Here is a 20,610-nt window from a genome sequence, read left to right on the forward strand (position 1 = left end):
GATGACCCTCACCTTCCACTGGTTCCTGCCCACCAACGGCGACAGCCGGGACGTCGTCGGCGGTGGACACGGCGTACCCACCGGCACGGCCGGGGGCGCCCGCCCGCCGAGCGTGGCCTACCTGGGTCAGATCGCCCGCACCGCCGAGCAACTCGGCTTCGTCGGCGCGCTCACCCCGACCGGCGCGTGGTGCGAGGACGCCTGGCTCAGCACCGCGATGCTCACCGAGGTCACCGAACGCCTCAAGTTCCTGGTGGCGTTCCGGCCCGGCCTGACCTCACCCACCCTGGCCGCGCAGATGGCCTCCACCTTCCAGCGGCTGTCCCGGGGCCGACTGCTGCTCAACGTGGTCACCGGCGGCGAGTCGACCGAGCAGCGGGCGTACGGCGACTTCCTGGACAAGGACGCCCGGTACGCGCGCACGGACGAGTTCCTGCACGTCGTCCGCGCGCTGTGGCGGGGGGAGACCGTCGACCACGCGGGCGACCACCTGCGTGTCGAGCAGGCGCGACTGCACCGGCTGCCCGACCCCACGCCGCCGGTCTACTTCGGTGGCTCGTCCGCCGCCGCCCTGCCCGTGGCCGTGCGGAACAGCGACGTCTACCTCACCTGGGGCGAGCCGCCGGCCCAGGTCGCCGACAAAATCGACCGGGTACGGGCCCTGGCCGCCCAGGCCGGTCGGGAGCTGCGCTTCGGCATCCGGCTGCACGTCATCGCCCGCGACACCGCCGACGAGGCGTGGGCACAGGCCCGCCGGCTGCTCAACGGCATCGCCGAGGCCGACATCAAGGCGGTGCAGGAAGGGCTGCGTCGCAGCGAGTCGGAGGGGCAGCGCCGGATGCTCGACCTGCACGGCGGCTCTCGCGACAGCCTCGAGGTCGCACCCAACCTGTGGGCCGGCGTCGGCCTGGTACGCGGTGGGGCCGGCACCGCCCTGGTGGGCAGCCACCGCGAGATCGCCGACCGGATCGCCGAGTACCACGCGCTCGGCATCGACGAGTTCATCCTCTCCGGCTACCCCCACCTCGAGGAGGCGTACTGGTTCGGCGAGGGGGTGCTACCGATCCTGCGCCAGCGCGGCCTGTGGCAACACCCCGACGCCCAGCCCTCGGCGGCGGACCTCCCGGACATCCCCTTCGCCGGCACGACGACACCCCGCCCGACGCCGGAGCCCGCGATCGTTGGTCGTTGAGTAGGCGGCGCGCCAGCGCCCAGCGACGCCCCGCCGCCTACCTCCCGTTCCGTCCGTGCCGGTAGTCTCGCCGCGTGAATCCGAAGGTGATCGAGGGCCGGTTGACCGAGACGCAGGCCGGCTCGGGTGTGGAACGGCGCGCTTTCGGTGAGTTCGTCGGGCCCCACGGCGAACTCGCCTCGTACGCGTTCGGCTGGACGACCAACTCCGAGCAGCACGTCGCCCGGCTCACGGTAGGGATCGGGGCCGGAAACCCCGGCGGCGCCAGCTTCCACGCGATCATCTTCGACAGCGAGAACAGCTACGCCTGCTCGCTCGTCGACGAGCCGTTCGAGCGAGTCCCCGAGGGCGGCCCGGACCTCACCGCGACCGAGGCCCGCGCACACGAGGATCTGCCGTTCATCTGGTGGGTGGTGGACCTCGTCATGGAGCGTGACCGACGCGCGCGGTGGATGAAGCACTGGCTGCTGGGGACCAACAGCATCCAGACCAGCGAGGTTTTCGACCAGAAAGAGCCGATCCTGTACGTCAGCCACGACGCCGACGACGGACTCTGGCAACTCATCGGCGCGAGCGACGCCGACCCCGCGACGGGCAAGCTCAGCCACCTTCACCACGCCGTGGAACACGACCTCACGCTGCTCGACGTCCTCGACCTCGGCCCCGGCGAGAGCGCCTACCGAACCGGGCCGGACGCGCCCTGGACCGCCGGGCCGTCCTGAGACGAGCGGGGGCTTGATTAGTGCCGAGGCATCCCGCCATGAGGACTGTTGACTATGAGCGGCACGCTGTCTGGTGCCAGAAAATAGTGGTCCTCGAAGTACTCGAGGTGAACGTGGCCGCCGTCGTCCATGCTGGCTACCTGGCGTAGCAGGTCGGCGAGGAGCGACCGGCTTTCCGCGCCACCGTGGATGCTGAGATAGTGGCGATCGTCGACACCAATGACGACGGGCCCCTGTGTCGCTTCGATGAGAACACCCCGTAGGTGCCGAGAGTGAGCCGACGGCGCAAGGCTCAACTCGCCTCCGCTTGCTACCAGTTCAGCGAGGTGACAAAGCTCAGCACGGGCACCCGCGATGTCGACACCTTCGGCCGCTGAGTAGTAGTCAAGGTTCACCCCGCAACCCTAGGCTCCCGCGTCTATCCAGCAACTTTCAGCTCTGATCGCCGAGGGTCTTGTCGTTCATCCGGCAGACCGCCAACCCGTGGCGCGATCGGCGATCCCGTCGGCTCACGGCTCAGCGCAAGTCGATCTCAACCTGGTGCTCGGTGAGCATGCCCAGCAGATACTCCAACGTCGTCGCCGGACGCAGCAAACGCCGGTCGTAGCCGGCGACGAGGTGTTCGCGGGCGATGGCAGAGTTGTGCCACACCAGCCGAAATGGTGTATGCGCGCCGAACCCTCCGGCGAGGCAGTCGTCGAGGGCGTCGAGATTCCAACCGAAGTATCCGCCCGGCCCGTTGATCGCCTCGCCGATCGCGCAGTAGAACCCTTCAACGTCGGTGACGAACCGGCCGTCGAGTTCGTACGTGCTGCCGGCCGGCCGGTCCGGCACGCCGGATTGGTGGGCGAGTGCTGCTCCTGCCCAGCGGTGGCGCAGCTCCCGGTCGTAGCCGGCCCACAGGTTCTTCTCGACGGGCCGTCCGGCCCACCAGTGCCTGAGGATGCCCAGGACGCCGGTCGGCATCGGTTCCTGCGGGTCGCTGTCGACGGTCACGTCGAGGAGTCCGGGACCGAGGCGCGATGGCTCGCCGGCCTGGACGGTTCCGGACACCACGGCGGCGATGACCGGGCTGATCGAACCGTCGGCGGCGACCAGGTAGACCTCGGAGCGGATCCGGCGGCGGCGCAGGCAGCCCTTGGTCGACTGCCCGACCGCGTCCAGCGCATCCAGCAACAGTGGTTCCGGTCGGCAGCCGAGCAGCCGGACCTGCGGCACCGGCGGTTCGGCTTGCTCGCGGAACACGCCGATGACGTCCCGACAGGTGCCGTAGGGTGCCTCGTCCGGGCTCAGGAGTACGAATTCGGTGACGTCGTCGCTAGGACGTTCGACAGCGTCCGTGCGGTCGTAGACGTGGACGAACCCGTCGAGGTCGATGTCCACGGTCTCCGGCATCGTCGCGTTTGGCCGTTGCGCGAGGACGACGACGTCGGCGAGGTCCTCGCCCCACCAGGACGGCGGCGTGCCTGGTAGTGGGGGAGGCGCCGTTACGGAGACGTTCCCCAGCCAGGCACTTTCGGTTCCGAGTGCCTCGGCGGGCAGCCGGTCGAGCAGGTCGGCGAGGGCGCCGGCCGGGGCGCAACCGACGAGCGTGAACCGCTCCCGTGGCCGTGGCGGCAGGTCGACGAACACTCCTTCGATCTCCGCGCACAGCGCCAGCGGGATGTCGATCTCGTAGGAGCACTCGAAGCCGACGTCGCCGAGGAGCAGCCAGCGCGGGCTGACCGGATGCTCCCACTTCCACCGCCGCAGCTCCGGCGGAACGCCAGCCTCAAGGCCCGCGCTCGTCGTCACGCCGCGACCCTACCAACTGGAAACGCCGCGGCGGAGAGCGCGTTCGCGGACGACGAAGCACGGCATCCGTAACCTCAATGCGTCCGCTCCTCGGCAGCAGCGGGCTCCGCGACGCGATGCGGCGCAGCGTCAGCCGCCCGTTGCGTCCCAGACCACGACGCGCACGACGAACGCCTTGTCCGCGCGGCTGTCGTTGGTGATGGTGGCGAACCCGAGGCGTCCCTCCGAGGTGCGGAAGCACCAGTCGGCGCCGGGCGTGAACAAGGCCCGCGCCGAGCCGGTGGCGGATGCGACGCACCCCGCGTACGCCTGGCCGGGGTTGCCGCCGGAGTACTGGTACACGCTCGGGGCGTTGGCGACCTGGATGTTGTCCGAACGCAGATCGCCCCAATCGTGGTAGAGGTCGAGCCCGTCCGTGGCCCCGTCGGAGTGGTGCGGCACGACCGGCTGATCCCGCTTGTCGACGTCGACGGCGGCCTCCCGGGGCAGCACCACGGTCTGCTCGACGAGGGTGCGGGGCGCGTCGGGGTCCGTCGTACCCCCGGGGGTCGGGGTGGTCTGGCCGGCGGGCGGCGCGGCCGTGCTGGCGCTCGGCGTCGCGGCCGCCGTCGGCCCTCCGGCGGCGGGCGGTGACGTCGACGAGGAGCCGGCGGTGGGTGGCGGCGTCGACGAATCGCGGAGCTGGCTCGCCAGGACACCGCCGAGCAGCAGGCAACCCAGTGCCAGCAACGCGATCGCGACGCGGGTCCGCCGCCGCCAGAGCCAGAACGCCCCGAGCACCAGGACCGCCGTCAGGGTGAGGGCGAACAACAGCACGTCCTGTTTGAGCCAGCTCTCCACCGCGGTCACCACGCCGAGGACGTTCGCCGCCACGCCGATCACGGCGAGGGTCCTGATCCGGCGGTCGTCGCTGTTGCCGCCGGCCGGTGCGGGGGGCGGGGACTCACCCAACGGTTACCTCCACTGTGGATAGCCGTGCCGGAGCGGACACTACCGCCCCCGTCATGATCCCATCAGCGCGCTCGTCGGCGGACCGCCTTGCGGCGCGGATCGAGTCAACTGTCCGACGTCCCAGCGTGATCTCTCATCCCGGGCACACTGTTGCCGCCGCCGGTGACGATCCTCTACGGTCTGCTGAAGCGGTGGGCGGTGCGGTCCGCATCCGACCGACACCGCCGGGTGCCCGTCGTGCGGGCCGGGATGGTGGAGTCCCGGGCCACCCCGTCGACGGTCGTCACGGCGGTCGTGTGATCCCAGCTCGTACCCCGGGTGGTGCTGTCCGGGCGTGGCTCAGCGCGGAGCCGACGGCGAGCCGACCACGCCGAACCCCACCGGAGAATCTCGTGTTCCTCAGCCCGCACGAGCAGGACCGCCTGCTCGTCCACGTCGCGGCCGATGTCGCCCGCCGCCGCCGCGAGCGCGGCCTGCGACTCAACTATCCCGAAGCCGTCGCGATCATCACCGCCTTCCTGCTCGAAGGGGCCCGGGACGGGCGTTCGGTGGTCGACCTCATGTCGGCCGGCCGGACCGTGCTCGGCCGCGACGACGTCCAGGACGGCATCCCCGAGCTGCTGAGGGAGGTGCAGGTGGAGGCCACGTTCCCGGACGGCACCAAGCTCGTGACGGTGCACCACCCGATCCCGTGATCCCCGGGGAGATCCTGCCGGCGGACGGCCCGGTGGAGATCAACGTGGGTCGGCCGGTCACCACGCTGGTCGTGGTCAACACCGCCGACCGTCCGGTGCAGGTCGGTTCGCACTACCACTTCGCCGAGGCCAACCCGGCCCTGGCGTTCGACCGGGACGTCGCCTGGGGGCAGCGTCTCGCCGTCCCGGCGGGTACCTCGGTCCGGTTCGAACCGGGCGTGAGCCGCAGCGTCGACCTGGTGCCGCTCGGCGGCGCGCGCGTCGTGCCGGGCCTGCGCGGCGAGTGCGCCGGGCCCCTGGACACCGCGTCACCAGCCAGACCGACGACCGACGGGCCGGCGCGGTGAGCGCCGTGCGGCGGGACCGCTACATCGATTTGTACGGGCCCACCACCGGCGACCGCATCCGGCTGGCCGACACGAGCCTGTTGATCGAGGTCGAGACCGACCACTGCGTGGGCGGCGACGAGGCGGTCTTCGGCGGTGGCAAGGTGATCCGCGAGTCGATGGGCCAGTCACGGGCCACCCGTGCCGAGGGCGCCCTCGACACCGTCATCACCGGCGCGGTGGTGCTCGACCACTGGGGGATCGTCAAGGCCGATGTGGGCCTGCGGGACGGGCGGATCGTCGCCCTCGGCCGGGCCGGCAACCCGGACACCATGCCCGGCGTCCACCCCGACCTGGTCATCGGCCCGGCCACCGAGGTGATCGCCGGCAACGGCCGGATCCTCACCGCCGGCGCCGTCGACACCCACGTGCACTTCATCTGCCCGGAGATCGTCACCGAGGCGCTCGCCAGCGGCGTCACCACGCTCGTCGGCGGCGGCACCGGCCCCGCCGAGGGCACCCGGGCCACCACCGTCACCCCGAACGCCTGGCACCTGGCCCGCATGCACGAGGCGCTGGACACGCTGCCGGTCAACGTCCTGCTGCTCGGCAAGGGCAACACCGTCTCGCCAGAGGCGCTGTGGGAGCAGTTGCGCGCCGGCGCGGGCGGGTTCAAGCTGCACGAGGACTGGGGCACCACCCCGGCGGCGATCGACGCCTGCCTGCGGGTGGCGGACGCCTCCGGCGTGCAGGTGTCGATCCACACCGACACCCTCAACGAGGCCGGGTTCGTGGCCGACACGCTGCGGGCGATCGGCGGCCGGGCCATCCACTCGTACCACACCGAGGGCGCGGGCGGCGGGCACGCGCCGGACATCATCACGGTGGCCAGCGAGCCCAACGTGCTGCCGTCGTCGACCAACCCGACCCGGCCGTACACCGCCAACACCCTCGCCGAGCACCTGGACATGCTGATGGTCTGCCACCATCTCAACCCGTCCGTGCCCGAGGACCTGGCCTTCGCCGAAAGCCGCATCCGACCGTCCACGATGGCCGCCGAGGACCTGCTGCACGACCTCGGCGCGATCTCCATCATCGGCTCCGACGCGCAGGCGATGGGCCGGGTGGGCGAGGTGATCCTGCGGACCTGGCAGAGCGCGCACGTCATGAAGGAGCGGGTGGGCGCGCTGCCCGGCGACGGGGCCGCCGACAACCACCGGGCCCGGCGGTACGTGGCGAAGTACACCATCTGCGCGGCGATGGCGAACGGGCTGGACGGCGAGGTCGGCTCGGTCGAGCCGGGCAAGCTGGCCGACCTGGTGCTGTGGGACCCGGCGTTCTTCGGCGTACGACCACACCTGGTGATCAAGGGCGGCATGATCGCGTACGCCCAGATGGGTGACGCCAACGCGTCCATCCCGACGCCGCAGCCGATGCTGCCGCGACCGATGTTCGGGGCGTACGGCGTCGCGGCGGCGGCCACCAGCCTGGCGTTCGTCGCGCCGGCCGCCCTCGACGCCGGGCTGCGCCTGGACGTGCGGCGACGGGTGGTGCCGGTCGCCGATGTGCGCTCGCGGGGCAAGGCCGACCTGCCGGAGAACAACGCGATGCCCCGAATCGAGGTGGACCCGGACACCTTCACCGTGCGGATCGACGGGGAGGTGGTGGAACCGGACCCGGTGCCCCGCCTGCCGATGACCCAGCGGTACTTCCTGTTCTGATGCCGACGTCGAGCCTGCTCCTGTTGCTCGCCGACGGTCGCTTCCCGGCCGGCGCGCACGCGCACTCCGGTGGTCTGGAGGCCGCCGTCGCCGCCGGCCGGGTCACCGACCTGGCCTCGTTGGAGGCGTTCCTCGTCGGCCGGCTGGCCACCGCCGGTCTGGTCGGCGCGGCGTTCGCGGCGGCGGCGCACCGGGCGGCGGTCACGCCGGCCAGCGTCGGCCCCGGCGCGCGCCCGGCCGGCCTCGGCCATCCCGCGCGGCGGGCGAACACGCCGACCGATCCCGGCGTCCGCCCGGCGGTGGCGGCTGATTCGGCCGTACGCGGGGAGGCGCCGGCCGACGCCAGCCCGTGCCGGAACGCGCTGGCGCGGCTCGACGCGGAGTTGGACGCCCGTACCGCGTCACCGGCGCTGCGGGGGGTGTCCCGCCGCCAGGGCCGGGCCCTGCTGCGTGCCGGACGGGCCATCTGGTCGGCTGGCCCGTTCGACGATCTGCCCGCGACACCGCAGGGAGCGCACCAGCCGTTGGTGCTCGGGCTGCTCTGCGCCGCCGCCGGCCTGAACCGCGCCGAGACCGCGACGGTCGCCGCCTACGGGACGGTGACCGGCGCGGCCAGTGCCGGCGTACGCCTGCTCGGTCTCGATCCGTACCAGGTGCAGGCCCTGCTGGTCGGTCTCACCGACCTCTGCGACGGCACCGCCGCCGACGCGGCGCGGGCCGCCGACGATCCACCCGAGCGGCTGCCCGCGGCGGCCGCGCCCCTTGCCGACATCTACGCCGAAGCTCATGCCACCTGGGAGGTGCGTCTCTTTGCGTCCTGACACCGTTTCGCCGATCGCTGCGCCCACTGCCGACCCGCACGACGAGACTGTTCCGCACACCCACCCCGAGCCGGGGGTGGACCCGCATCCGCCGCTCGCGCGGGCCGGCCGGGCGCTGCGCGTCGGCATCGGCGGGCCGGTCGGGTCCGGCAAGACCGCCCTGGTGGCGGCGCTGTGCCGGGCGTTCGCCGACGAGCTGCGCCTCGGTGTGGTCACCAACGACATCTACACGACCGAGGACGCGGACTTCCTCAAGCGGGCCGGCGTGCTGGACCCGAGCAGGATCCGCGCGGTGGAGACCGGGTGCTGCCCGCACACCGCCATCCGCGACGACATCGGGGCCAACCTCGACGCCGTGGACGAGCTGGCCGAGGCGGTTGGCCCGTTGGACCTGGTGCTGGTCGAGAGCGGCGGGGACAACCTGACCGCCACGTTCAGCCGGGGCCTGGTGGACCGGCAGATCTTCGTGGTCGACGTGGCCGGCGGGGACAAGGTGCCCCGCAAGGGCGGCCCCGGGGTCACCTCCGCCGACCTGCTCGTGATCAACAAGACCGACCTGGCGCCCATGGTCGGCGCGGACCTGGCCGTCATGGACCGGGACGCGCGGGCCCGGCGCGGCGACCTGCCGACCGTGTTCCTGTCGATCGTCGGGGACCCGACGGCCGGTCGGGTCGCCGACTGGATCCGCCACGAGCTGGCCCACCACGCGGCCCTGCACCCGATCGCCGCGCAGGCCGGCCCGGTCTGATGCGCGCGTTCGCCCGGGTGGTGGCCCGCGCCGACGGCCGGGGCGGCACGACCCTGACGGAGCTGCGCGGCGAGACGCCGCTGCTGCTGCGCCAGACGCCCGGGGACGGTCGCGTCGTGACCGTGTACGTGGTGGGCGGGGCGGCCGGCCCGCTCGCCGGCGACGACCTGCGGCTGGAGATCGACGTGGGGCCGGGCGCGGCGGTGCGGGTGCACAGCGTCGCCGCCTCGGTGGCCCTGCCCGGCCGGCCCGGCGCCGTGTCGCGGATGGCGGTACGCGCCGTGGTGCACGACGGCGGCGCACTGCACTGGCTGCCCGAGCAACTGGTCGCGGCGGCCGGCTGCGCGCACCTCGCCGAGTCCCGCATCGAGCTGGCCGCGGGCGCGCGGCTGACCTGGCGGGACGAGGTGATCTGCGGCCGGTACGGCGAAACGCCGGGCGCCGCCGTCGTGCACACCCGGGTCGACTACGACGGCCGGCCGCTGCTGCGCCAGTCCCTGGCGGTGGGGCCGGGTGCGCCCGGCTGGGCCGGCCCGGCGGTGCTCGGCGGCGCGTCGGCCACCGGGTCGCTGCTGGTGGTGGACCCGTCGCGCCCCGCCGAGCCCGCGATGGTCGAGGGCACGCTCGCGCGGCTGCCCCTGGCCGGTGGTCCGGCGACGCTGTGGAGCGCCACCGCGCCCGACGCACACACCCTGCGCGCCCACCTCGACGCGGGGGTGGGCGCGAGCGTCCAGGGCTGATCCCGTTAGGAAGGGCCCCTTCTTCTACACCAGGCGTTAGGAGGGGGCCCTTCCTTGAACCCTCTGGTCATGGCCTGAACCCCGACGCCGTTATGCGGCATCTCGGCCCCGCCGGATCGGAATGCTCCTAGTCTCCGAAGGTGCGATCGTCGGTCGCCGGAGGGCTCACAGGAGGCCGTGATGAGTGGAAATGCTCGACCCGAGGGCATCAGTCCGACAGCCGTGGAGGGCGCTCCCGGGCTGTGGCGCGTCGACCTTCAGCGGCACGATCTCAGCATCGAGGGCCGGGAGGTCGTGCAGAGCCGGGTGGAGTTCACGCCGGACTCGCCGCCGTTCAAGCACTTCCACCCCGGCGAGGAGATCATCTGTGTGCTCCAGGGGTCGCTGGAGTACACCCTCGACGGTCAGCCGCCGGTGGTGTGCAACGTCGGTGACGCCCTGACCGTGCCGTACGGGGTCCACCACCAGGCCCGCAACGTCGGCGACGGGGTGGCCGTCGAGTTGGCCACGTACGTCGTCGAGAAGGGCAAGCCGCTGCTCACCAAGGTGGAGTGAGCCCGACGTCAGCGGCGCGGCCCGGCCGCCTCGGCGTGGTCGCGGCGACCGGCCGGGTCGAGGCGGGCGATCAGCTCGGCGAGGTCGTCGAGCAGGGCGCTGTCGGCCGGTACGCCCACCTCGGCGAGGCTGGCCCGGACCCGCTCGTCGAGGCGGGCGTGCTCGCGGCGGCCGCGGGCAGTCAGGTAGGCCCGGATCCGTCGGCGGTCCAGCACGTCGATCCGCCGGAACACGAGGTTACGGTCGACGAGTTGGTCGACCAGCTTGGTGAGCGTGCCCGGCGGCAGCGAGGCTTCGGCGGACACCTCGCTCATCGGGTGGCCCTGACCGTCGGCGAGCAGGCAGAGCACCCGCCACGCCTCGGTGGTCAGCTCGTCGTCGGCCAGGACGGCGGCCAACCGGCGGGAGAGCAGCCGTTCGGCGCGGGTGAGCGAGCGCAGCAGGTCGGCTGGCGCCCCGGGCACGTCTGACATGGAACTCCCTGGGCCGGTGGGCCCTGTCATGGTAGCGAGTCGTCCCGGTCCGTGGTGAACTCTGGTCTTCCGACCTGGGCCGGGCAATCATGTGCTCATGTCCGCGCCGGCACCGCCGTGGCTCACCGTCGATCGGGCCGTGGTCAGCATCGCGCTGGTGTACCCGATGCGCGGGCCGGCGGGAATGTTCGGCCCGACCTGCGAACTCTGCGCCCAGCTCGCGGTCGAGGAGATCAACGCCTGCGGCGGGGTGCTGGGCCGGGAGGTACGGCTGGTGCCGGTCGACGGTGGCGCCCCGCCCGCCGAGGTGGCCGCCGAGGTCGAGGCGCTGGTGTCGGTGGGGGCCGTGCAGGGCGTGACCGGTTGGCACATCTCCTCGGTACGGCAGGCGCTCGCGCCCCGGGTCGCCCACCGCGTGCCGTACGTCTACACCGCGCTGTACGAGGGCGGTGAGCGTACCGAGGGGGTCTATCTGACCAGCGAGACGCCGGACGCCCAGTTGTGGCCCGCCATGCGGCTGCTCGCGGGCGAGCAGGGCGTGCGCCGTTGGTTCGTGGTCGGCAACGACTACGTGTGGCCGCGGCGTACCGCGCGGGCGGCCCAGCGGTACGCGTTGCGCGGCGGCGGTCGGGTGGTGGGGCAGGCGTTCCTGCCGTTGGAGACGCACGACTTCGACGAGGTGCTGCGCCAGATCGAGCGCAGCGAGGCCGACGCGGTGGTGATGCTGCTCGTCGGCGCGGACGCGGTGCGGTTCAACCGGGCGTTCGGGCGGGCCGGGATGGACCAGCGTTGCCTGCGCCTGAGCACGTTGATGGACGAGAACATGCTGCTGGCCAGTGGCGTGGGCGCGACGCGGCGGCTCTACAGCACGGCGGGCTTCTTCGCCGGTCTGGTGACGCAGGAGAACCTGGACTTCCATGGCGAGTTCGCCCGCCGGTTCGGGGTGGAGGCACCGCCGCTGGGCAGTCTGGGGGAGTCCTGCTACGAGGGTGTGATGCTGCTCGCCGCCCTGATCGCGCAGGCCCGCACCCTCGACGTACGGGCGATCGAGACGGCTGCCGACTCGGTGGCGTACCACGGGCCGCGCGGTCGGCTGCGGCTGCGTCGGCGGCACGTGCGCCAGCGGATCTACCTCGCCGAGGCCGACGGTCTCGACTTCACCGTGCTCGCCCAGCTCTGACCGACCGTCCGGACCCTTGACAGGTCCACCCGGCCCGACCCTAAGATACTTCCTGCGTGAAGGATCTGGCTCGGGGCCGGATACCGCGATTGTGTCCACCGTCGGCGGAAATCTGTCCGCCGACCATTGTGGTGGCCCTTTCCTCAGCCGAATTAATCAGTGCCGGCATCGTCTGTGAAGGCGATGTCGGCCATTGTGGCGTGCGCCCTCTCCAGGTGCCGGGGAAACAGTCAATTAAGGACTGGGAAACACTCACGCAATCATGCCGGTCGACGCTTTGCGTGCCCGTACCCGATGCGATGACCACCGGCGACGTCCACCCGTCGACCTCGGCATCGCCAAGTTCAGCTCCACCGGACCGCACCGACCGTCCTTTCGCTACTTGAGTGCACCGCAGGGAGATTAGATGTCACTTCTTTGGGGCCGCCGCATCCTGGCGGGTGCCATGACCCTCGTCGCCGCGGCCGCCATGACCGCGTGCGGCAGCAAGACCAATGACGAGGGCGGCACGGCCGGCGTCACCGCCGACGTCTCCGGCGACACCGTCAAGGTGGGCCTGCTCAACTCGCTCTCCGGCACCATGGCGATCAGCGAGGTCACCGTCCGCGACTCGATCATGCTCGCCGTCGAGGAGATCAACGCGGCCGGTGGGGTCCTCGGCAAGAAGATCCAGCCGGTCGGCGAGGACGGCGCGTCGGACTGGCCCACCTTCGCCGAGAAGGCCGAGAAGCTCATCTCCGAGGACCGGGTCGCCGCCGTCTTCGGCTGCTGGACGTCGGCCAGCCGCAAGGCGGTCAAGCCGGTGTTCGAGAAGAACAAGGCGCTGCTGTTCTATCCGGTGCAGTACGAGGGCCTGGAACAGTCGCCCTACATCTTCTACACGGGCGCGACGACCAACCAGCAGATCGTCCCCGGGCTCGACTACCTCAAGTCCCAGGGAACGAAGTCGGTCTACCTGGTCGGCAGCGACTACGTGTTCCCGCGAACGGCCAACAAAATCATCAAGGCGTACGCGGCGGCGAACGGGATGACCGTGGTCGGCGAGGATTACGCGCCGCTCGGGTCCACCGAATTCGGCACGATCGTCAACAAGGTCAAGTCGTCCGGCGCGAAGGCGGTCTTCAACACCCTCAACGGTGACAGCAACGTGGCCTTCTTCAAGGAGTACAAGTCGGCCGGGCTGACCGCCGCCGCCATGCCGGTGGTGTCGGTGTCCATCGCCGAGGAGGAGGTCAAGGGCATCGGCACCCAGTACCTGGAGGGTCAGCTGACCGCCTGGAACTACTACCAGACCACGCCCGGCGCGGCGAACAGCAAGTTCGTGGCCGCGTACAAGGCGAAGTACGGCGCGGACAAGCCGACGAGCGACCCGATGGAAGCCGCCTACGTCAGCGTCTACCTGTGGAAGGCGATGGTCGAGAAGGCCGGCGCGTTCGACGTCGAGAAGGTCCGCGGCGCGTCCGACGGGATCACCTTCGACGCGCCGGAGGGCCTGGTCACCGTCGACGGCAAGACCCAGCACATCGCCAAGACCGCCCGCATCGGCAAGATCGGCGCGGACGGCCTGATCACCGAGGTGTGGAACTCCGGCAAGCCGGTCGCGCCGGACCCGTACCTCAAGACCTACCCGTGGGCGAGCGGCCTGAGCTGACGACGCCGGCCCGGGCGGGTGGCGCGACGACGCGCCCCCGCCCGGGCCCCCCGACCAGCAGTACGGAGTACCCACCGTGACAGTCCTCTTCGGTCAACTCTTCACCGGCATCAGCATCGGCGCGGTGCTGCTGCTCATCGCGCTCGGGCTGGCGCTGACCTTCGGCCAGATGAACGTGATCAACATGGCCCACGGCGAGTTCATCATGGCCGGCGCCTACACCACGTACGTGTTGCAACAGAGCATCAGCGGGGCCGGTGTCTCCCTGCTGGTGGCGTTGCCGGTGGCGTTCGTGGTCGCCGGCACGATGGGTGTGCTGCTGGAGATCCTGCTGATCCGTCGGCTCTACGCCCGCCCGCTGGACACCCTGCTGGTCACCTGGGGCGTGTCCCTGATGCTGCAGCAACTCGCGCGGGACGTCTTCGGCAGCCCGAACGTGCAGACCCGCGCGCCGGACCTGCTCACCGGCAACGTGGCGTTGCCCGGCGGGCTGACCGTCGCCAACAACCGGCTGTTCATCCTGGCCCTGGCGCTGGCCGCCGTCGCCGCGCTCACCCTGGCGCTGCGGCTCACCCCGTTGGGGCGTCGGATCCGCGCGGTGGTGCAGAACCGCGACCTCGCCGCGGTGTCCGGTATCCCCACCGCCCGGGTCGACCGGACGACGTTCTTCGTCGGCTCCGGCCTGGCCGGGCTCGCCGGGGTGGCGCTCACCCTCCTCGGCCCGATCGGCCCGACCATGGGCACCAACCTGATCATCGACGCCTTCCTGGTCGTCGTGGTCGGCGGGATCGGCCAGCTCAAGGGCAGCGTGATCGTCGCCTTCGCCCTCGGCGTGCTCCAGGCCACCGGGGAGTACCTCACCACCCTCAGCGTCGCCAAGGTGATCGTCTTCGTGGCGATCGTCGCGTTCCTCCAGTGGCGGCCACAGGGCCTGTTCACCCTGCGGACCAGGAGCCTCGCATGACCGCCGTGACACCCGCGCCGCCGAGCACCGTCGGCACACCGGCCCCGGCCGACGCCGTGCCACCGAGACGGCCCGGTGGCCGCTCGCGGCTGCGCACGCTGGCCGGGTTCGCGTTCGGCGCGGCGCTGCTGTTCGCCGTCGCGCCGCTGGCGCTGTCGGACTTCCGGCTGGCCCTGCTCGCCAAGTACCTCTGCGTCGCCATGGTGGCCGTCGGCATCGGCATCGCCTGGGGTCGGGGCGGCATGCTCACCCTCGGCCAGGGCGTCTTCTTCGGCCTCGGCGGCTACGCGATGGCCATGCACCTCAAGCTCGCCGACGCGGGTCCCGGTGGGATGCCCGACTTCATGCAGCTGTACGGGCAGCTCGACGAACTGCCCGTGTGGTGGCGGCCGTTCGCCAGCCCGTGGTTCGCGTTGCCCGCCACGGTGCTGCTGCCGATGGCCGTCGCCTTCGGGCTCGGCTCGCTGGTGTTCCGTCGCCGCGTGCGGGGCGCGTACTTCGCCATCCTCAGCCAGGCCCTCGCCGCCGCCATGGTGATCCTGCTGATCGGTCAGCAGGGGACCACGGGCGGCACCAACGGGCTCACCGACATCCAGGGCTTCTTCGGTTACGACCTCGACGACCCGGTCAACCAGCGGATGGTCTACTTCATCATCGCCGGCATTCTGTTGGCGCTGCTCGCCCTGGCCCGCCAGCTCATGCACAGCCGCTACGGCGAACTGCTGGTGGCGGTGCGCGACGGCGAGGAGCGGGTCCGCTTCCTCGGCTACGACCCGGCGTCGGTCAAACTCGTCGCCTACGTGGTGGCGGCCGGCATGGCAGGCCTCGCCGGCGCGCTGTTCGTGCCGGCGGTGGGCATCATCTCGCCCGCCCTGATCGGCATCGTCCCGTCGATCGAGTTCGTCATCGGGGTCGCGGTGGGCGGTCGCGCCACGCTGCTCGGGCCGGTGCTCGGCGCGGTCGCGGTGGCCTGGGCGCGTACCGCCCTCTCCGAACGGTTCCCGGGCACCTGGACGTACCTTCAGGGTCTGCTCTTCGTGGTGGTGGTGGCGTTCCTTCCCGGCGGCCTGGCGTCGCTGTGGGCGCTGGCCCGTCGCCGCGACGCGGACCCCGCGTCGAGCCGGCGCGGGTGGTTCCCGCTGGCCCGGCGACGCGCCGACCGGGCGGAGGTGGAAGTGGCATGAGCGACGACCGACTGGACGGGTTGTCCGTCCGTGACGTGCGGGTCAGCTTCGACGGTTTCACCGCGGTCGACGGCGTCTCGCTGGAGGTGCCCGCCGGGGACATCCGGTTCCTGATCGGGCCGAACGGCGCGGGCAAGACCACCCTCGTGGACGCGATCACCGGCCTGGTGCGGGCCACCGGATCGGTGTGCTTCGGGGATCAGGAGCTGCTGGGTCGGCCCGTGCACCGGATCAGCCGCCTCGGTGTCGGACGGACGTTCCAGACGTCGACGATCTTCGAGGAGCTGTCGGTCGTGCAGAACCTCGACATCGCGGCCGGCGCGCGCCGGAGCTGGGCCACCCTGGCCCGGCGACGGCGGGGCATCCCCGACGAGGTGGCCGCCGCGCTGGACACCATCGGGCTGACCGGCCGGGCCGACCAGCTCGCCGGCACGCTCGCGCACGGCCAGAAGCAGTGGTTGGAGATCGGCATGCTGCTGGTGCAGGACGCCCGGCTGCTGCTGCTCGACGAGCCGGTCGCCGGGATGAGCCACGAGGAGCGCGACGCCACCGGCGCCCTGTTGGAGACGGTGAGCCGCGACCGCACGGTCGTGGTGATTGAGCACGACATGGACTTCCTGCGGCGCTTCGCGCGCAGCGTGACCGTGCTGCACGCGGGCAAGGTGCTCAGTGAGGGCACGGTGGCGCAGGTCCAGGCGGACCCGCGCGTGCAGGAGGTCTACCTTGGCCACTCGGTCGACGCCGGGTCGGTCCCCAGTCCTTCGGAGGCATGATGCTGACCCTGCGTGGGGTGCACGCCGGTTACGGACGTTCCCGGGTGCTGCACGGGGTGGACCTCGCCGTCCCGCCGGACGGGGTGGCCGCGGTGCTCGGGCACAACGGCGCCGGCAAGAGCACCCTGCTGCGGGTCGCGGCGGGCCTGCTGCGCCCGACCGCCGGGGTGGTCGAGCTGGACGGCGAGGACGTCACCCGGCTCGCGCCGCACGAGCGGGTGGCGCGCGGGATGGCGTACGTGCCGCAGGGCCAGCAGTGCTTCCCGCACCTCACGGCGGCGGAGAACCTGCGCCTGGTCGCCGACGGCCGGCGCGACGGCGCGGTGGCCACGGCGGAGGTGCTGGACCTCTTCCCGGCGCTGCGCCCGTTGCTGCGGCGGCGGGCGGGGCTGCTCTCCGGCGGACAGCGTCAGCAGCTCGCCATCGCCCGCGCGTTGATCACCCGGCCGCGGCTGCTCATGCTCGACGAGCCGACCGAGGGCATCCAGCCGTCGGTGGTCGCCGAGATCCAGGAGCGGATCGTCGAGCTGACCCGGCAGACCGGCTTCAGTGTGCTGCTCGTCGAGCAGCACCTCGGCTTCGCGCTGCGGGTGGCGAACCGCTACCACGTCCTCGAATCCGGCCGGGTCACCTCGCACGGCGATGGGGGAGTCACGGCGGAGCGGGAGGTACGCGCGGCCCTGGCGGTCTGAGCCGGCTCGGGCCGGAGCGTGCCCCGGCGGCACCCTCCGGTTCGTAGAATCCCTGCCATGGCGCAGATCGTCGAGTTACTGGCCTCGCCCGTGCACCGCTTCCTGGGCCGGCCCAGCGACGGTCCGGCACCCGCGCCCCCCGGCGAGCTGGTCGACGCCGTCCAGATCCGGGCCGGCCTCGGCATCGTCGGCGACCGCTACTTCGGCAAAGCGGCACACCGCGACGCCAGCGTCACGGTGATCGCCCAGGAGTCGCTGCCGGCCGGCATCGGGCTGGCGCAGGTCCGCCGCAACATCCTCACCGCCGGCCTCGCCGTGGACGAGCTGATCGGCCGGGTGCTGGTGCTCGACTCCGGCGACGGCCCAGTCGGCCTGCGGGTGAACCGGGCCGCGCGCCCCTGCGCCTGGATGGACGTCACGGTCGGCCCGGGGGCCTGGAAGGCGCTGCGCACCACGGGCGGCGTCCGCTGCACCCCCCTGCACGACGGCGTGCTGCGGATCGGCCCGGTCACCGCCACCGTTAGCTGACCGGCGCTCAGACCTGGCTGATGTGCGCGGCGAGCACCCGCCACCCGTGCGGGTCGTCGTGCACCCAGGTGCGGGTGTAGCGCAGGCGCGCGCTGAACGGCGCGCCGTCGAACATCCCGGCGACCCGGGCCAGGCAGAACGTCACCCCGGTCGACCCGACGACGAGCAGGTCCAACTCCTCCTCGGTCAGCTCCTCGACGACCGAGGTCCGGTCCCGGTACGCGGCGAGATCTTCCGCCTTGGTGTGCTTTCGGCCGTCGGGGCCGATCGCGATCAGTTGGTCGACCAGCAACTGGTCGAGGGCGGCGGCGTCACCGGCCCGCTGCGCGGCCTGCAGGGTGCGTTCAGCGTCGAGTAGCTCCGCCTCGCGTGCGCTGTCCGGCATGGCGCCGTCCTCCCGGTCTCCCACTCCCGGCGTCACCGTCCGGACTGACCGCATTGTGGCAGGCCGACCCGTCGGGACGTGGGGCATCGGCGCGGCGGCGCGCCCGCCCGTGTCGGGGAATCGCCGACAGCAGCCTGATTCATCCCGAATACTGGCTTTATGCCACGGAAGGTGATGCCGCATGAGTGCCTCTGACACGTCCGGTCAGCAGGCGGGGCTGCCCACCATCGTGCTCGTGCACGGGGCCTTCGCCGACTCGTCGAGCTGGAACGGGGTGATCGCCAACCTCAAGCGCCGGGGCTATCCGGCCATCGCCGTCGCCAACCCGCTGCGCGATGTGCAGGGGGACGCGGCGTACGCCCGCTCCGTCGTGGACAACGTCGACGGTCCGGTCGTGATGGTCGCGCACTCGTACGGCGGACTGGTGATCACCGAGGCCGCGGACGGCGCGGCCAACGTGAAAGCCCTGGTGTACGTCGCCAGCATCAGCCCGGACGTCGGCGAGAGCGTGGTCGACCTGGTCATGAAGTACCCCGGCAGTCAGCTCGTCACGTCCATCGAGATGGTGCCCTACCCCCTGCCCGACGGTGGGACGGCCATGGACCAGTACATCAAGCAGGACGTGTTCCCGGAGGTGTTCGCCGCCGACGTCGACCCCGAGCTCGCCGAGCTGATGGCGGTCACCCAGCGGCCGGCCTCCGCGATGGCCCAGACCGGGTCCGTGAAAAAGGCGGCCTGGAAGACCATCCCGTCGTGGACCCTGATCAGCACGCAGGACCAGGGCATCCCGCCGGACCTGCAACGCTTCCTGGCCCAGCGGGCCGGGTCCACCGTGGTCGAGGTCGACGGGTCGCACGCCGTGGCGGTCTCGCAACCAGGCCCGGTCGCCGACTTCATCGACACCGCCGCCCGCGCCACCATGGGCTAGCTCGGACGGCGGTGCGTACTAGGCTTCGTGCCATGGCGGACCAGGACCGTCCGGGCGCGCACGCCACCGGAGCGACGCGACCGGTCGAGACGGTCGTCCGGGAGATCCTCGCGGTGGTCCCGGCCGGGTGCACCTGGCTGGTGCCGGTGCCCGACGCCCACCGAGCCGTCGCCGACTGGCGGATCGCGGCCACCAGTGGGCAGAGCCAGGACATCTACGGTCGGGGCGTCGACCGCGTCGGCGCCTGCCTCAGCGAGTTGTACCCCACCATGGTCGGCGGGCCGCTCTGGCAGCTCTACGAACGGGTGTTCAGCACCGGGCCGTCGGGCCGCCTGGCCGACTTCCGGTACGTCCAGAGTCGTACCGGGGTCGTCGCCGACTCGCTGTTCGACGTCGAGGTGCACCGGGTCCTCGGCGGCCTGCTGGTGTCCTGGCAGCGGCTCGACGAGGACCGTCGTCGCCTGGACCGCACCGAGCTGCTGGGCAGCCTCGGCTGGGCCGAGTACGACCTGGCCAGCGGGATCAGTCAATGGTCACCCGGCATGTACCGCGTCTTCGACCGGGATCCCGCGCTCGGGCCGCTGTCGCGCGCCGAGCAGGCAGCCGCCCTGTTACCCGACGACTACCTGCTGCGCGAGGCGGCGTGGCAGACGTTGGACGGCGGGGAGTCCTCCGACGTGACGGTCCGGTTCCAGACGACCGGCGGGGTGCGGCACCTGCGGATCCTCTCCGACGTGTCCCGGGACGCGGACGGCGTACCGCTGAAGATCCACGCCGTGGTGCAGGACGTGACCGCCCGGGTGAACTCGCGTACCGCCATCGAACGGCTCAACGACCAGTTGCGGACGCGGGAGCTGACCGCGCTGGCCGAGCACCGGCTCGCCGGGCAGTTGCAGAACCTCATCCAGCCGGTGCCCCGCGAGACGTTCGCCCTGCCCGGCATCGAGGCGGTGGTCAACTACCTGCCGGCCGAGAGCACCGCGCAGGTCGGCGGTGACTGGTACCACGCGCAGGCCCAGCCGGACGGCACGGTCGTGCTCGCCGTCGGCGACGTCGCCGGTCACGGCCTGGACGCGGCGAGCGGAATGGCGCACCTGCGCTTCGCCCTGGTTTCCTGGCTGTCGATCGGCATCGGGGACCCGTCGGTGCTGCTCGGGCACCTCAACCGGCTCTGCGGTCAGCTCTCGATCACCGCCACCGCGGTGGTCGCCGTGTACGACCCGGCCACCCGGGCGCTCTGCTGGGGCCGGGCCGGGCACCTGGCGCCGCTGCTGTCCCGAGCCGGTCGGACCGACCCGCTCGAAAGCCCGCCGGGTCTGCTGCTGGGCGCCATGGTCGACTCGACGTACCCGGTGCTCACCGCGCGACTGCGCCCCGACGACCTCGTGCTGTTCTACACCGACGGCCTGGTCGAGCGCCGGGAGCCCGGGCAGGACCGGTTGCGGCAGGTGAGCGCCACCCTGTCCGCGCTCAGCGCGACGCCGGGGGAGCAGACCCTCGCCCGGCTGCGGAATCTGCTGCACCACCCCAGCCCGGACGACGACACGTGCACCCTGGCCGTCCGCGTGCTGCCCTGATCCGCGCCCG

General features: G+C 72.0%; 24 protein-coding genes. 19 read left to right on the plus strand and 5 right to left on the minus strand.

Going from position 1 to position 20,610, the window contains the following annotated elements; translation table 11 throughout:
- Position 1 precedes the first annotated feature (1 nt).
- Both AB0I89_RS00275 and AB0I89_RS00280 read left to right on the plus strand, forming a co-directional pair.
- Positions 2 to 1,192 carry an LLM class flavin-dependent oxidoreductase gene (locus AB0I89_RS00275; RefSeq protein WP_357117658.1) on the plus strand — a complete coding sequence of 397 codons (1,191 nt, stop codon included), beginning with the start codon at positions 2 to 4 and terminating at the stop codon, positions 1,190 to 1,192.
- A 74-nt stretch (positions 1,193 to 1,266) separates the two neighbouring features.
- Positions 1,267 to 1,914, plus strand: coding sequence for a hypothetical protein (locus AB0I89_RS00280; RefSeq protein WP_357117661.1), 648 nt, complete (start codon positions 1,267 to 1,269; stop codon positions 1,912 to 1,914).
- A 17-nt stretch (positions 1,915 to 1,931) separates the two neighbouring features.
- Here AB0I89_RS00280 and AB0I89_RS00285 read toward each other — a convergent pair whose 3' ends face one another.
- From AB0I89_RS00285 to AB0I89_RS00295, 3 genes are all read right to left on the minus strand, one after another.
- Positions 1,932 to 2,309 (minus strand): hypothetical protein, encoded by a 378-nt coding sequence (locus tag AB0I89_RS00285; protein WP_357117664.1) that lies wholly within the window; start codon positions 2,307 to 2,309, stop codon positions 1,932 to 1,934.
- Between the two features lie 121 nt (positions 2,310 to 2,430).
- Positions 2,431 to 3,708, minus strand: a complete 1,278-nt coding sequence (locus AB0I89_RS00290) for a barstar family protein (protein ID WP_357117666.1) — start codon at positions 3,706 to 3,708, stop codon at positions 2,431 to 2,433.
- A gap of 129 nt (positions 3,709 to 3,837) precedes the next feature.
- Complete coding sequence (locus AB0I89_RS00295; RefSeq protein ID WP_357117669.1) at positions 3,838 to 4,659, minus strand: hypothetical protein; 822 nt, start codon at positions 4,657 to 4,659, stop codon at positions 3,838 to 3,840.
- Positions 4,660 to 4,821: 162 nt separating this feature from the next.
- Between AB0I89_RS00295 and AB0I89_RS00300 the strand changes: the two genes are divergently transcribed.
- From AB0I89_RS00300 to AB0I89_RS00335, 8 genes are all read left to right on the plus strand, one after another.
- Positions 4,822 to 4,959, plus strand: coding sequence for a hypothetical protein (locus AB0I89_RS00300; protein ID WP_357117672.1), 138 nt, complete (start codon positions 4,822 to 4,824; stop codon positions 4,957 to 4,959).
- 92 nt (positions 4,960 to 5,051) lie between these two features.
- Positions 5,052 to 5,354: an urease subunit gamma gene (locus tag AB0I89_RS00305; RefSeq protein WP_222957358.1), complete on the plus strand. Its 303-nt coding sequence runs from the start codon at positions 5,052 to 5,054 to the stop codon at positions 5,352 to 5,354.
- Positions 5,351 to 5,701 carry an urease subunit beta gene (locus tag AB0I89_RS00310; RefSeq protein ID WP_357117677.1) on the plus strand — a complete coding sequence of 117 codons (351 nt, stop codon included), beginning with the start codon at positions 5,351 to 5,353 and terminating at the stop codon, positions 5,699 to 5,701. Before AB0I89_RS00305 ends, AB0I89_RS00310 begins: the two co-directional genes overlap by 4 nt.
- Positions 5,698 to 7,401, plus strand: a complete 1,704-nt coding sequence (locus tag AB0I89_RS00315; protein WP_357117686.1) for an urease subunit alpha — start codon at positions 5,698 to 5,700, stop codon at positions 7,399 to 7,401. Before AB0I89_RS00310 ends, AB0I89_RS00315 begins: the two co-directional genes overlap by 4 nt.
- Positions 7,401 to 8,222: an urease accessory UreF family protein gene (locus AB0I89_RS00320; RefSeq protein ID WP_357117689.1), complete on the plus strand. Its 822-nt coding sequence runs from the start codon at positions 7,401 to 7,403 to the stop codon at positions 8,220 to 8,222. Before AB0I89_RS00315 ends, AB0I89_RS00320 begins: the two co-directional genes overlap by 1 nt.
- Complete coding sequence (gene ureG, locus AB0I89_RS00325; RefSeq protein WP_357117692.1) at positions 8,212 to 8,970, plus strand: urease accessory protein UreG; 759 nt, start codon at positions 8,212 to 8,214, stop codon at positions 8,968 to 8,970. Before AB0I89_RS00320 ends, ureG begins: the two co-directional genes overlap by 11 nt.
- Positions 8,970 to 9,710 carry an urease accessory protein UreD gene (locus tag AB0I89_RS00330; protein ID WP_357117696.1) on the plus strand — a complete coding sequence of 247 codons (741 nt, stop codon included), beginning with the start codon at positions 8,970 to 8,972 and terminating at the stop codon, positions 9,708 to 9,710. The genes ureG and AB0I89_RS00330 overlap by 1 nt, the downstream gene beginning before the upstream one ends.
- A gap of 180 nt (positions 9,711 to 9,890) precedes the next feature.
- The gene (locus tag AB0I89_RS00335) at positions 9,891 to 10,265 is read left to right on the plus strand and encodes a cupin domain-containing protein (protein ID WP_357117699.1); all 375 of its coding nucleotides are present in this window, start codon (positions 9,891 to 9,893) and stop codon (positions 10,263 to 10,265) included.
- 8 nt (positions 10,266 to 10,273) lie between these two features.
- Here AB0I89_RS00335 and AB0I89_RS00340 read toward each other — a convergent pair whose 3' ends face one another.
- On the minus strand, positions 10,274 to 10,738 hold the full coding sequence (locus AB0I89_RS00340) for a MarR family transcriptional regulator (protein ID WP_357117702.1): 465 nt from the start codon (positions 10,736 to 10,738) through the stop codon (positions 10,274 to 10,276).
- 97 nt (positions 10,739 to 10,835) lie between these two features.
- On the opposite strand from AB0I89_RS00340, the gene AB0I89_RS00345 reads away from it, so the two are divergent.
- From AB0I89_RS00345 to AB0I89_RS00375, 7 genes are all read left to right on the plus strand, one after another.
- Positions 10,836 to 11,918 (plus strand): substrate-binding domain-containing protein, encoded by a 1,083-nt coding sequence (locus AB0I89_RS00345; RefSeq protein ID WP_355049787.1) that lies wholly within the window; start codon positions 10,836 to 10,838, stop codon positions 11,916 to 11,918.
- A 406-nt stretch (positions 11,919 to 12,324) separates the two neighbouring features.
- The gene (gene urtA, locus AB0I89_RS00350) at positions 12,325 to 13,569 is read left to right on the plus strand and encodes an urea ABC transporter substrate-binding protein (RefSeq protein ID WP_357117706.1); all 1,245 of its coding nucleotides are present in this window, start codon (positions 12,325 to 12,327) and stop codon (positions 13,567 to 13,569) included.
- 76 nt (positions 13,570 to 13,645) lie between these two features.
- Positions 13,646 to 14,533, plus strand: coding sequence for an urea ABC transporter permease subunit UrtB (urtB, locus tag AB0I89_RS00355; protein ID WP_357117709.1), 888 nt, complete (start codon positions 13,646 to 13,648; stop codon positions 14,531 to 14,533).
- Positions 14,530 to 15,717 carry an urea ABC transporter permease subunit UrtC gene (urtC, locus tag AB0I89_RS00360; RefSeq protein WP_357117712.1) on the plus strand — a complete coding sequence of 396 codons (1,188 nt, stop codon included), beginning with the start codon at positions 14,530 to 14,532 and terminating at the stop codon, positions 15,715 to 15,717. Before urtB ends, urtC begins: the two co-directional genes overlap by 4 nt.
- A complete protein-coding gene (gene urtD / locus AB0I89_RS00365) occupies positions 15,714 to 16,490 on the plus strand; it encodes an urea ABC transporter ATP-binding protein UrtD (protein ID WP_357117715.1) in 777 nt (258 codons plus the stop codon). The genes urtC and urtD overlap by 4 nt, the downstream gene beginning before the upstream one ends.
- Complete coding sequence (urtE, locus tag AB0I89_RS00370) at positions 16,490 to 17,182, plus strand: urea ABC transporter ATP-binding subunit UrtE (protein WP_357117718.1); 693 nt, start codon at positions 16,490 to 16,492, stop codon at positions 17,180 to 17,182. The genes urtD and urtE overlap by 1 nt, the downstream gene beginning before the upstream one ends.
- 57 nt (positions 17,183 to 17,239) lie before the next feature.
- Positions 17,240 to 17,710, plus strand: a complete 471-nt coding sequence (locus AB0I89_RS00375) for a molybdenum cofactor biosysynthesis protein (RefSeq protein ID WP_357117721.1) — start codon at positions 17,240 to 17,242, stop codon at positions 17,708 to 17,710.
- A 7-nt stretch (positions 17,711 to 17,717) separates the two neighbouring features.
- Here AB0I89_RS00375 and AB0I89_RS00380 read toward each other — a convergent pair whose 3' ends face one another.
- Positions 17,718 to 18,095, minus strand: coding sequence for a nuclear transport factor 2 family protein (locus AB0I89_RS00380; RefSeq protein ID WP_357117724.1), 378 nt, complete (start codon positions 18,093 to 18,095; stop codon positions 17,718 to 17,720).
- A gap of 181 nt (positions 18,096 to 18,276) precedes the next feature.
- Between AB0I89_RS00380 and AB0I89_RS00385 the strand changes: the two genes are divergently transcribed.
- Together AB0I89_RS00385 and AB0I89_RS00390 are read left to right on the plus strand one after the other, a co-directional pair.
- On the plus strand, positions 18,277 to 19,023 hold the full coding sequence (locus tag AB0I89_RS00385) for an alpha/beta hydrolase (RefSeq protein ID WP_357117727.1): 747 nt from the start codon (positions 18,277 to 18,279) through the stop codon (positions 19,021 to 19,023).
- Positions 19,024 to 19,055: 32 nt separating this feature from the next.
- Positions 19,056 to 20,600 carry a SpoIIE family protein phosphatase gene (locus tag AB0I89_RS00390; protein ID WP_357117730.1) on the plus strand — a complete coding sequence of 515 codons (1,545 nt, stop codon included), beginning with the start codon at positions 19,056 to 19,058 and terminating at the stop codon, positions 20,598 to 20,600.
- The last annotated feature ends 10 nt before the right edge of the window (positions 20,601 to 20,610 follow it).

This window comes from Micromonospora sp. NPDC049801 (assembly GCF_040656575.1).
Taxonomy (GTDB): domain Bacteria; phylum Actinomycetota; class Actinomycetes; order Mycobacteriales; family Micromonosporaceae; genus Micromonospora.